The organism is Polaribacter glomeratus (genome assembly GCF_002954665.1).
In the GTDB taxonomy this organism is placed as follows: Bacteria; Bacteroidota; Bacteroidia; order Flavobacteriales; family Flavobacteriaceae; genus Polaribacter; species Polaribacter glomeratus.
Map to the genome: position 1 here is coordinate 200,530 of NZ_MSCM01000001.1, position 13,374 is coordinate 213,903.

General features: G+C 29.6%; 5 protein-coding genes. 1 reads left to right on the forward strand and 4 read right to left on the reverse strand.

What is annotated here, in order from left to right:
* Positions 1-410: 410 nt before the first annotated feature.
* From BTO16_RS00845 to BTO16_RS00855, 3 genes are all read right to left on the reverse strand, one after another.
* Complete coding sequence (locus BTO16_RS00845; protein ID WP_105021460.1) at positions 411-2,864, reverse strand: alpha-ketoacid dehydrogenase subunit alpha/beta; 2,454 nt, start codon at positions 2,862-2,864, stop codon at positions 411-413.
* A 146-nt stretch (positions 2,865-3,010) separates the two neighbouring features.
* Complete coding sequence (locus BTO16_RS00850) at positions 3,011-5,821, reverse strand: gluzincin family metallopeptidase (RefSeq protein ID WP_105019801.1); 2,811 nt, start codon at positions 5,819-5,821, stop codon at positions 3,011-3,013.
* Positions 5,822-5,867: 46 nt separating this feature from the next.
* Positions 5,868-6,575 (reverse strand): LOG family protein, encoded by a 708-nt coding sequence (locus BTO16_RS00855; RefSeq protein ID WP_105019802.1) that lies wholly within the window; start codon positions 6,573-6,575, stop codon positions 5,868-5,870.
* 136 nt (positions 6,576-6,711) lie between these two features.
* On the opposite strand from BTO16_RS00855, the gene BTO16_RS00860 reads away from it, so the two are divergent.
* Positions 6,712-10,491, forward strand: a complete 3,780-nt coding sequence (locus tag BTO16_RS00860; protein WP_105019803.1) for a transglutaminase domain-containing protein — start codon at positions 6,712-6,714, stop codon at positions 10,489-10,491.
* Here the strand turns inward: BTO16_RS00860 and uvrA are convergent.
* Positions 10,482-13,316 (reverse strand): excinuclease ABC subunit UvrA, encoded by a 2,835-nt coding sequence (gene uvrA / locus BTO16_RS00865; RefSeq protein ID WP_105019804.1) that lies wholly within the window; start codon positions 13,314-13,316, stop codon positions 10,482-10,484. The two genes, BTO16_RS00860 and uvrA, sit on opposite strands and share 10 nt — an antisense overlap.
* Between the last annotated feature and the right edge of the window lie 58 nt (positions 13,317-13,374).

A 13,374-nucleotide genomic window follows, 5' to 3' on the forward strand; every position in this document is an offset into this window, starting at 1 on the left:
TTTATAAAATTCACAAAAAAATCCCAATCAAAAATTGATTGGGATTTCTATATTTATAAAAAGAATTAATACAAACTCTTAAATTTAGTTGGATTAAACTCATGCATAATTTCGTACCCCAGTTGGCGCGAGCATCTTGCTCGTGAAGACAACAAAATAATAAGTTATGTAAGTAAGTAAAATGATGTTATAAAAACAAACCCAATTTTTAATTAGATTGGGTTTTTATATTTTTAGTAAGTATTTAGTTGTAAATGTGTTTTGAAAAGAGTAATAAAAAGAAATTTAGTTATTTTTGTTAAATGAGCAAAAAATATAAATTTTAAAAAAAGTAAATATTTATTAAACTTTATGTAAAAATAAAAATCCCAATCATTTTATTGATTGGGGTTTGTTTTTATTTGAGTTTGTTAATACAAACTCTTAAATTTATGAGGATTTGCTTCGTGCATAATCTCATAAATTTTTTCAAAAATATCTTCTGCGGATGGTTTCGAAAAATAATCGCCGTCAGTTCCATAAGCAGGTCTGTGCGCTTTAGCAGTTAATGTAGATGGTTTACTATCTAAAAATTCATAGCCATTTTGGTTTTCTAAAATCTCTTGTAAAAGATATGCAGATGCTCCTCCTGGAACATCTTCATCAATAACAATTAGTTTATTTGTTTTTGCTAAACTTTTTACACAATCGTGATTTAAATCAAAAGGCAATAAACTTTGTGCGTCAATAATTTCTATTTCTATACCATCTTGAGATAAATCTTTGGCAGCTTCTTGCACCAAACGTAAAGTTGATCCGTAAGAAACAACCGTAATATCTGTACCTTCTTTTATGGTTTCTACAATTCCTATTGGTGTTTTAAATTCGCCTAAGTTTGTTGGTAATTCTTCTTTTAAGCGATACCCATTTAAGCATTCAATTACTACTGCAGGGTCATCACCTTCTAATAAGGTGTTGTAAAAACCTGCCGCTTTTGTCATATTTCTAGGAACTAACACATGAATTCCTCTTATGTTATTTATAATTCCGCCCATTGGCGAACCAGCATGCCAAATACCTTCTAATCTATGTCCTCTAGTTCTAATAATTAAGGGCGCTTTTTGTTTACCAAAAGTTCTGTATCGTAAAGTTGCTAAATCATCACTCATTATTTGTAATGCATACAATAAGTAATCTAAATATTGCACTTCTGCTATAGGTCTTAAGCCCCTCATTGCTAAACCAATTCCTTGACCTATAATGGTTGCTTCTCGTATACCTGTATCAGAAACTCTAATTTCTCCATATTTATCTTGAAGTCCTTCTAAACCTTGATTTACATCACCAATAAGTCCTGCATCTTCACCAAAAATTAACACATCAGGATGTTTTTTAAGAATAGCGTCAAAATTATCTCTCATAATAATTCTTGCATCCACTAAATTCTTTTCTGGAGAATAGTTTGGTTTTCTTTCTACTTCATTTAATACACTTGAATCAGATTCATTAAGTAAATGTGTAGAGTATCTTCTATAACCGTCATTTACAGAAGTTTTTATAAAATTTTGCAATTCTATTTTTGCGCCAAAATGTTCGTCTTTTAGATAGCGTAAACATTTTCTAGCTGAAGCTAAAATTTCTTTTCTTGTTGGCTCTGCAGTTGCTAATAGATCGTTTTTATATTTATTAATAAATGTACCGTTAGCACTTTTGCTAGCAACATTTTCAAGTATTTCTGCAGCAATTAAAAGTTCTGCTTTTATCTCATTTAAATACCCATTCCAGGCGTTTCGTCTGGCATCAGTAACTTCTTTTTTTGCTTCTTTCTCTAAAATTATCAATTCTTCTTCCGAATCTACAAAACGTAAAATATCTCCATTTTCTGTTTCTAATTCAAACTCTAAAATCCATTTTCGCATTTTTGCAATACAATCATGGTCTTGTTCCCATTGCAATCTTTCTTTGTCTTTATATCTTTCATGAGATCCAGAGGTAGAGTGACCTTGAGGTTGTGTTAGTTCTTTAACATGAATTAAAACGGGTACATGTTCTTCTCTTGCAACTTTTGCCGCTTTTTGATAAACATCAACCAATTTTACATAATCCCAACCATTTATAACAAATATTTCATAGCCATTTGTGTCATTTTCTCTTTGAAAACCTTTTAAAATTTCTGAAATACTTTCTTTTGTAGTTTGATATTTTGCGTGTACAGAAATACCGTATTCATCATCCCAAATACTCATAACCATGGGTACTTGTAAAACACCAGCGGCATTTATGGTTTCAAAAAACACGCCTTCACTTGTGCTTGCGTTACCAATTGTACCCCAAGCAACTTCATTTCCGTTTTTAGAAAAGTTAGTTTTATGTTGTACACTTTTTTCGTTTCTGTAAATTTTTGATGCTTGTGCTAATCCTAACAATCGTGGCATTTGCCCAGCAGTAGGAGATATATCTGCACTAGAATTGTATTGTTCTGTTAAGTTTTTCCAGTTTCCATTTTCATGTAAACTGTGTGTTGCAAAATGGCCTCCCATTTGTCTACCTGCAGACATTGGGTCCTCTTTAATATCTGAGTGTGCATACAAACCTGCAAAAAATTGTTGTGCAGTTAATTCGCCAAGTGCCATCATTAAAGTTTGATCTCTATAATAACCAGATCTAAAATCACCTTTTTTAAAGGCTTTTGCCATTGCTAATTGTGGCACTTCTTTTCCGTCGCCAAAAATTCCGAATTTTGCTTTACCAGTTAAAACTTCACGGCGTCCTAGTAAGCTACATTCTCTGCTAACTTTCGCAATTCTGTAATCATTTAATACTTCACTTTTAAAATCATTAAATGTAATTTCCTGAGTATTAGAAGTAACCTTTTCTTGCAGCATCATTTTCTTGGTTTTTAACAGTTACAAAGATAGTTTTTTTAATCGATATTTAAAAATATCTTAATTGTTTGAGAATATGTTAATAATAGTATCATAAATACATGTTTTGTTAGGAATTATACAAAACAATTTAATTTGTTTTATTCTTATAAAAACCCTCTTCTAAAGAAATTATAGATCGAACCAATATTAGCCGTTAGTGTAAATCTTATTTTTTGAGGATATCCTTCTTGAGATATTTCCCATCCATTATTTGAATATAACGGAAAGTAAATTTCAAAAATATTATGTACAAAGTTAAACCGAATTCCGTTGTTATACCCAAAGTAAAGTGGGTTATTTTTATTTTTTAGAAATGCAACATCATTATAAAACTCAACCCATCGCCATAAACCAAAACTAGAATTAAAGGCAAACATATATTGATTGGCAAATCTTGTAGGTAAAACAGATTTAAATCCTCCTTCAGCAATAATAAATTGTTTGCTAAAAAAACCGGTATCTTCAGATCGTCCCAGATAATTAAGCTGAAATAAATAATCATTAGCTCTGTCTAAACCAAAACTAAAATAGTCTCCTTCTGTTTTATTATTTAAAAAAGCACCTGCAAAAAATCTAAAATCTAATTGTGTATTTGTAGTAGATAAAGACCTAAATCTTAAATCTACGCCAACTTTAGAGAATTTTTCAGCAGCTTCTAAGCTAAAATTATATCGAAATTCTTTTATAATATCAGGGTTTATATAATTATAATTTAAGCTAAAAACGCTATAATTATCTTGATCTGTTTTAATTTCTGTTGGTGCAATTTCTTTATCAATATGAACCAATTTTGCAGATAAAGATTCTGATGTTGCATCTCTTAAAGATTTTCTTTTAAAAATTATGTTTACAAAAGGTACAAAAGACTTGTAGGATAATTCTGGCGCATAATCTAAAGTAACTCCAGAAACACCATACATTACCTTGTATATTTTAGTTTCTTCTAAATATTGATTGTACAATGCAGAAAATTTACCAATTACAGTATTACTTTTTGTAGCGTAAGAAGGCGCAAATTTTAGTTCTAAATTTCTTGCTATTAAAGGTTTATTATGTAGTTTAACACTAAGAATAACCCCGTTATAAAAATTGTAGCTAACATCTGGCTGGTAAAATATTTGAGTATAATAAGGGTCTTGTGCGTCTTTTATTAACGTGAATTTTACAGGCTTATTAAAAATTTTATCTTCTAAGGTTTTCCAGTTATCTAGGGTATTTAATTCTGGGTAAAAGTTTTCGTAATTTAAGGCAACCTTATTAAAATCTTCTTTAGGAATCGTAACCGTTTTTGAATTTTCAATGTCTGTAAACCATTTTTTATATTTAATCTCTTTATCCTTTAAACCGTAAAGTAGAACAGGCGCAGTAATATTTCTCTTATTTCTGATGGTTATTTCTATACTATCAGCTATTATAGTAACTTTATCAATAGTGTAATCTATTTTTTTATTTGTTTTTACATAATCATTAAAAAACCAGTCAATTTTCTTGTCTGTTTTTGATGAAATAATTTTTTGAAAATCTGCACTAGAAATTGTTTTTGTACTATGATTTTGATAAAATTCTTTAATGCTGCTGTTTAAAACACTATCGCCTAAAAAACCTTTTAAATATCTAAAACCTAACCCAGCTTTATATTTGCTTGCTATTTTTCTGTTAAAGTTTGATAAAGAATCTGCGGATGTTATTAGTGCTTGATCTAAAAATGCTCTTGAAACGAACTGATGAACTAATGGATATTTATCATTAAAGTTTTGCTTGGCTAAGTGATAATTTTTTAAAAACCATTTATCAGATATTTCACCCAATAATTTAGTATCTGGATAAAATTCTTCAATATATTCTAACATTAAATAATTTTGCAATCCGTCTAAAATCCAATAATCTTCTCTTTTGTTAAGGAGTAAAGTGTTTTCTATGTATTTTCTACTTAGGGCTTTAAACATCGTAACATCCCACTTAAACGTATCAGAAAAAGGACGCAAAAAATCTGGCAACTGACTTAAACCATAAACTGGGTCTTTTGATTGCGTAATTTTGTCTATATAAATTTCTTTATGAGGATATGTTCCTAAAAATTTTTCTACAAAAAGTAATTCTCTATTTAAAATGCTTGTAGCGGTGGTATATTCTAAATCCGTAGGAAAAACATCGGTATAAACAGTAGTGTTTTTAGTTTTAAAAGTTTTAAGTTGTTTGGTTTTGTTAATACTTAAAATGATATCTGTTTTGCTTTTACCAACTAAATAATAGTTTGTAAAATTCTCTTTTTCTGTTCTGTATTCATATAAATTACTTTCTACAAAATAATTTTTTGGAACATTAATTTCAACAGTAAAATCGGTGGCACTTTCATACAGATCATCAATATTTAAATTGCTCATTAAATGCCAACCTTTGTTGTAAACGGCGGGCGTTATATACCAAAAACGTAAATGATAACCTTGCTTTGTTTTACCATAGGATGTAAATTCTGCACTCGGAATTTTTACAATATAAGTAATCTCTATTTTTGTGCTATCTTTAGGTTTTAGAGCTCTAAGTAACGGAACGTTAATAAGGTCTGCTTGCTTTTCTACTTCAAAAAAACCTGTACTTTCGTAGTCTACACTTAGGTTTTTTATTGTTGTTTTACCTAAGTCTTTTTCATTTGCAAAGTATAATCGTTTTCTAAAATCTTTAATTAATCTTTTTGATAAAGGTGTTTTTCTATCTCTAAAACTATTTGCCCAATTATGCAGATAAATGTTTGTTAAAATAGAATCGGATGAGTTATAATAAACAATTTCTTGTTGTATTAATAACTCATCCTTATCTGGATTGAATGTTGATTTTATAGAAATCTTGTTCTCTTGTGCAAACGAAAGTACAGATATGAAAAAACAGAAAATAAGTATGCTTAAAGAGTTTTTCAAATTAGATTTTCCTAAATTTTAATTGCACAAAAGTAAAATATTAGATTTAAAAATTTGGCTGTAATTTATATTTGCCATAAAATTTATTTAGATGTTCTACAGCTTCGTCTGCAGTATCAACTATTCTAAAAAGATTTAAATCTTCTGCGCTAATATTACCTTCTTCTATAAGGGTGTTTTTTATCCAATCGATTAAACCACCCCAAAATTTTGATCCAACTAAAACAATAGGAAAACGACCAATCTTTTTAGTTTGTATTAATGTAATTGCTTCAAAAAGCTCATCCATAGTACCAAAACCACCGGGCATAACCACAAAACCTTGAGAGTATTTTACAAACATTACTTTACGAACAAAAAAGTAATCGAAGTCTAAACTTTTACCTCTATCTATCCAAGGATTGTCATGTTGTTCAAAAGGTAACTCAATATTTAAACCAACCGAAACTCCTTTTCCTCTATTAGCGCCTTTATTACCAGCTTCCATAATTCCTGGTCCACCACCTGTAATAACACCAAAACCATTTTGAGTTAATTTAAAAGCAACTTCTTCTGCTAATATATAGTGTGGATGATCTGGCTTTGTGCGTGCAGAACCAAATATAGAAACACACGGACCTATTTTACTTAAACGTTCATAACCATCAACAAACTCTGCCATAATTTTAAATATAGCCCAAGAATCTTTTGTCTTTATTTCGTTCCAGGTTTTTTGTTTTAGTTTTTCTTTTATTTTTCTATCGTCATTTGTCATAATCGGTATTTTTAAAATCTTATTTTTTTATAAGACAGCCTGCTAAAATAGTTCTTTTTTTAAGAAATTAATAACGAGAATAGATATGTTTATCAAAATATTTTAAATTTGCTCGATTAAAAATAAAAATTGATTTATGAAAATTAACAACTTTTCGGCAAGAATAATCTTCTTGTTTTTTACTGTATTTGGTATAAGTGCTCAAAATAATTCTGATAATTATTGGAATAGTATGTTAGAAAATAACAATAAAGAGGCTTACAATACATTTATAAATTCTGATAAAGACATCGAAAAATCAATAGAACTTTTGATTACCAATGAAATTTTAAGAAACGAAAATGGTTTAATTAATGGCTCTTCCTACGGATTTTTAGCTAAATTAATGAAGTTTGAAGATTTTGAATATTATATGTATGCGTTATGGAACGATCCTTTTTTGTTTGATAATTATTTAAAAAATGGTTTTTATGAAAAAAACATAAAAGCTGTTAGAGATTTAGAGGTTTCTAAAATTGAAAATAAAACTATTTTATTTTCTTTATTGTATTTAAAAGCAGTGGTTGAAAGAGATTCTAAAAACTTAGTAAAGTATAACGAAACGATTAAAGAAATTGATGCAATTAAAGAATGGCAATATTGTGGTGTTTTCGAAAATTTAAACAAAAGCGGATACGATACCAGTTATGAACCAGAAGTTTATGCAAAAAATGATAAATTATTTGATGCAAATTCTAATGGAACTATAAATTGGTACACACCAAATAAAGAGTTTCAAAAAGAGCCGTATCAATTTTTTACAAATCACGCAGAATATGGTTATGGCGTAAATTATGCGCAAACTTTTATAAATGTTGATAAGGATAAAAGAGTACAATTAAGATTAGGAAATTCATCAGCATTTAAAGTTTGGTTAAATGATGTTTTAATTTATGAAAACGATAAAGATGTAGATACAGATATGGATGCGTATGCTGTAAATATAAACCTGTTAAAAGGTACAAATCGGCTTTTAATAAAGAATGCAGAAAATAACGGCATGTCTTATTTTATTGCAAGGTTAACTGATTTTGATGGCAATAAAATTGAAGGTGTTACCTATACGAATCAATATTCTGCTTACAATAAAACAACGATTAGCGCAGTAAATCCTGAAATTAAATCAAACAGTATCGAAAACTTTTTTATTGAAAAATTAAATGCAAATCCTACCAGTTTTTTTTATAAATACTGTTTAATCAAAACGTATTTTAGAAATCAAAAATACGAAGAAGCAAATGTTATTCTTAATGCGTTGATAAAAACACATACTAAAAGTTCTTTGCTAAGACTTTTAAAAACGTATACAAATAGTTTTGAAGGTGATTATAATGCAATTGATGAATTAAATAAAAATATTTTTTTAGAAGATCCAGACTATTATTATTCTCTAGTTAAAAAAGCTTCGGATTCTAAAGAATTAGAGCGCATGAGCATCGCTGAGCTAGAAATCTACTTAGATAAGTTAACAAATGCTACAGATTCTCCTATACTAAAATATGTTGCCCAATTTGTATTAGATATTAGAAATGAAGATTTAAAAGCGTTAAAGGCAACAATGAACAATTTAAGTGCTATTGCTTCGGATAGGATTTTTATATTACAAAAATTCATCCCTTTATATGATAATATTTTTCAAGATCAAGAAAGGTCTATTTCTGAATATGAAAAGATTTTAGAGAAAAGATCTAGTCCGAGTTTACTTAATGGTTTAGTACGTTTTTACGATAAATTAGATAGAAAAGAAGACGTTATAAAATTGTATAAAGAGTATGTAAAAGATTTTCCGGCAGAAAATGAATTTTTATTTACTTTAATTGAAAAATTACATCAATATGAAAAATACGAAGAATCAATTCCTTATATAAAACAAGCTTTAGAGAATTATCCGTATTCGTTTAAGGCCATGGAATATATGGGAAATGCTTTAGTTCAATTAAATCAAAAAGAAAAAGCGGTTGTTTTTTATCAAAAATCATTGTTTTATAATAATGCAAATAATCAACTTTTAAAAAAGATTGAAACCATTAAAAGAGCACCTAATTTCTTAGAAAAATATACTGAAAACGATATATATTCTTATGTAGAAAAGGAAAGAAATAAAAATTTAAAAAACAATTACGGTACAAATATTTTGTTGGATAGCAAGGTGTACCAAATTTACGAAACAGGCGCATTAAAAGCAAAATCTGTTTATTTATATGAAATTACTTCTAAAAACGGAATAGAAAATTACAAAGAATATGATTTAGGACTGTCGGGTAATTATTCAATTTTAAAATCAGAAATTATAAAGAAAGATAAAAGTATAATTCCTGCCGAAAAAACGGGTTCTAGTTTTGTGTTTAACGGTTTAGAAATAGGAGATGTGATTTATGTAGATTATGAAACAACATCTACGGGTTCTGGTCGGTTTTTTAAAGATTTTGTAGATAGCTATCAGTTTGATTCAGAGAGTTTTTGTTTAAAAACGAGCTATACTTTAATAACACCTAAAAATCTAGATTTTAACTATAAAGTTACAAACGGTACGGTAGCGTATACTAAACAAGCAGAAGATAAGTACGATGTGCATCAATGGCAATTAATTAGTGCGCCAGAATTACCAAAAGGAGAAGATTATATGCCTATAAGTACAGATTATGCTAGATATTTGCATATTAGTACCATAAAATCGTGGAGCGAAATTGCAAATTGGTATTCAGACTTGGTAAGGTCACAATCTGTATTTAATGCAGAAGTTGAGCAAAAATATAAAGAGATTTTCCCCGAAAAAGACGTGTTAAGTCTATCCGAAGAAGAAAGAGCTAAAAGAATTTATTACTATATAATGAATAATTTTACCTATAGTTTTGTTGATTTTAAACAGAGTGGCTTTATTCCTCAAAAACCAGCAAAAACCATTTCGTCTAAATTAGGAGATTGTAAAGATTTTTCAACACTTTTTGCAACGTTTGCAAGAAGAGCGGGTTTAGATGTAAATTTGGTTTTGGTGCTAACTTCCGATTATGGTAAGAAAACGTTACTCTTGCCTTCGCAAAATTTTAATCATTGTATTGTAAAGGTTAAATTAAATGGAAAAGATCAGTTTTTAGAATTAACAGACAAAAACATGCCGTTTAAATCGATTCCCAATAGTTTGCTAAATGCAACAGTTTTAGAAATACCTTACAAAGTTGAAAAAAATAAGGAGTATAATTTATTTCATTTAACAAATATGGATGGCATTCCGTCAAACTTAATATCAGAAGTCTTTATAAAGGTTGATGAAAATAAAACGCAGAATATTACTATAAATTCTAAAATTACAGGAAGTTTAGCTTCTATTTATTTTGATATTTTAAATCAAGATAATTTTGAATTGGTAAAAGAAGATATTTTACAAGATTTTAATCAGAGAATAGGAGAGGGATTGGTTTTAGATACAATTCAGAACATTTCTGCACAAAAAGGAGCAGAATTTTTAACCTACACCACTAAAGTTTATTTAGATGATAAAATGAATGAAATGGGGTCTATGACATTTTTTAAATTGCCCATAGTTTCTCATTCCTACAATGCAGGTATTATTAGTTTGGAGGAAAGAAAATATCCAATAGATTATCAGAGTTATGAAAACTCTAATTTTTATAATTCTGTATATAATTTAGAAATTCCTAAAGCGAAAAAATTTATAGAAATACCTGAGGATGAAAAGTTTACGTATAAGAAACATTCATTTGAGGTGATGTATAAAGCTATTTCAGAAAATCAATTACAAATAACAATTGTTGCAGCTACAGATTTAAGCGATATTTCTGATAAAGAATATGTAGACTTTAAAAGTTACGTTGAAAAGGTTTTAAAATCAAAAGATATTTTAATCGGTTATAAATAAGAGGTTTCAAGTTCTTTTCTTAAAAATTGGGCGGTGTAGCTTGTTTTATGTTTGGCAACTTCTTCTGGAGTTCCTTTACATAAAATAGAGCCGCCTTTTTTACCACCTTCCATACCAACATCAATAACGTAATCTGCTAATTTTACAACATCTAAATTATGCTCAATAATTAAAACAGTATTTCCTTTATCAGCTAATTTATTTAAAACATCCATTAAAACTCTAATGTCTTCAAAATGAAGTCCTGTTGTAGGTTCATCTAAAATGTAAAAAGTATTTCCGGTGTCTCTTTTAGACAACTCTGATGCCAGTTTTATACGTTGCGCTTCACCACCAGAAAGTGTGGTAGATTGCTGACCAAGTGTAATATAACCCAAACCAACATCTTTAATTGTTTTTAATTTTCTGTGTATTTTAGGAATCAACTCAAAGAAATCGGTAGCATCTTCAATAGTCATGTTTAAAACATCCGAAATTGATTTTCCTTTGTATCTAATTTCTAAAGTTTCTCTATTAAAACGCTTTCCTTGGCAGGTTTCACATTCTACTTGTACATCTGGTAAGAAGTTCATTTCGATAACTCTAACGCCACCACCTTGGCAGGTTTCACAGCGTCCGCCTTTTACATTAAATGAAAATCGTCCAGGTTTGTAACCACGAATTGCAGCTTCAGCAGTTTTTGCAAATAAGCTTCTAACTTCAGAAAAAGTGCCAGTATATGTTGCAGGGTTTGATCTAGGAGTTCTACCAATTGGCGATTGGTCAATATCAATTACTTTATCTACATGCTCTAAACCTTCAATTTTTTTATAAGGCATTGGTTTTTTAACACCTCTATAAATATGAGCATTTAAAATAGGGTACAAAGTTTCGTTAATTAAGGTTGATTTTCCGCTTCCAGAAACGCCTGTAACACAAATCATTTTACCTAAAGGAAACTCAACAGAAACATTTTTTAGATTATTTCCTGATGCCCCTTTTAGTTTGATAAATTTCCCGTTTCCTTCTCTACGCTCTTTAGGCACTGCAATTACTTTTCTACCCGTTATGTAATCTGCAGTTAAGGTATTTTGTTTTTTTAAATCTTCGAAAGTTCCTTCGCTAACAATTTGCCCTCCATGTCTACCAGCGCCAGGACCTATATCGAACACAAAATCTGCGTGTTCCATCATGTCTTTGTCGTGTTCAACAACCAGAACAGAGTTTCCAATATCACGTAATTTTAGCAAAGAATCTATTAATTTTTGATTGTCTCTTTGATGCAAACCGATACTTGGTTCATCCAAAATGTACAAAACCCCAACTAATTGCGAGCCAATTTGGGTTGCCAAACGAATTCTTTGTGCTTCGCCACCAGAGAGTGATTTAGAAGTTCTATCTAAGGTTAAATAATCTAAGCCAACATCCAATAAAAACTGAATTCTAGTTCTTATTTCTTTAATGATTTCTGATGCTATGATTAATTGCTTTTCTGATAAATCTTTTTCAATGTTTGCAAACCATTTTGCCAATTCTGTAATATCTAATTGAGCTAAATCACTGATATTTTTGTCGGTAATTTTAAAATGAAGTGCTTCTTTTTTTAATCTTTTTCCTTCGCAAGCAGCACAAGGAACTTCATCCATAAAAGCTTTTGCCCAGCGTTTTATAGAAGTGCTTTCTGCATTAATATATTGATTGTTAATGAAAGCCAAAATACCTTCAAAGTCAATTTTATAATTTCTAGTAACGCCAACAGTTTTAGATTCTATAGCAAAAGATTCATTGCCGCCATTTAAAATAATGTCTAAAGCTTCTTTTGGAAGGTCTTTAATTGCATCTGTCAATTTAAACTGATAACGTTCTGCAATATTCTGAATTTGTTTAAAAATCCAGCTACTTTTTTGTTCTCCTAAAGGGATAATTCCGCCATTTTTTATAGAAACGCTATTATCAGGAATTACTTTATGTAAGTTGATTTCATTATTAATTCCTAGTCCGTTACAAGTATCGCAAGCTCCTTTTGGTGAGTTAAATGAAAAATTATTAGGCTCAGGGTTAGGATATGCAATTCCGGATGTTGGGCACATTAATTCGCGGCTAAAATAGCGAGGTTTTTCGTCATCAATATCAATAACCATCATTATATTATTACCAGAATACAGGGCAGTTTTAATGGTTTCTTCTAATCGGTTTTCTGCGGATGCGTTAATTAATAATCGATCAATAACTACTTCAATATCATGCGTTTTGTACCTATCTAAACGCATTCCTTTCTCTATTTCTTTAATTTCGCCATCAACTCTAACTTTTACAAAACCTTGTTTAGATATTTGTTCAAAAAGTTCACGATAATGTCCTTTTCTAGATTTGATTAAGGGCGCTAAAACAGCTATTTTTTTATCAGCAAAATCAGTAAGAATAAGCTCTTTTATTTGCTCATCAGAATAACTTACCATTTTTTCATTTGTATTGTAAGAGTAAGCATCTGCTGCTCTTGCAAATAATAATCTTAAAAAATCGTAGATTTCTGTAATCGTCCCAACGGTAGATCTTGGACTTTTATTTGTTGTTTTTTGTTCTATAGAAATTACAGGCGAAAGGCCGTCTATTTTATCAACATCTGGTCTTTCTAATCCGCCTAAAAACTGGCGTGCATAAGCAGAAAAGGTTTCTATGTATCGTCTTTGCCCTTCGGCATAAATGGTGTCAAAAGCTAGAGATGATTTTCCACTTCCGCTTAAACCAGTAATAACGACTAGTTTTTCGCGTGGAATTTTTACATCAATATTCTTTAAATTATGAACTCTTGCTCCGTAAACTTCTATGTATTCTTGGTCTTTCAAAAAAGGGTGGTTTTTGTAAAAGTGCAAAGTTAATTAATAATTAATCAAATTTGATTGA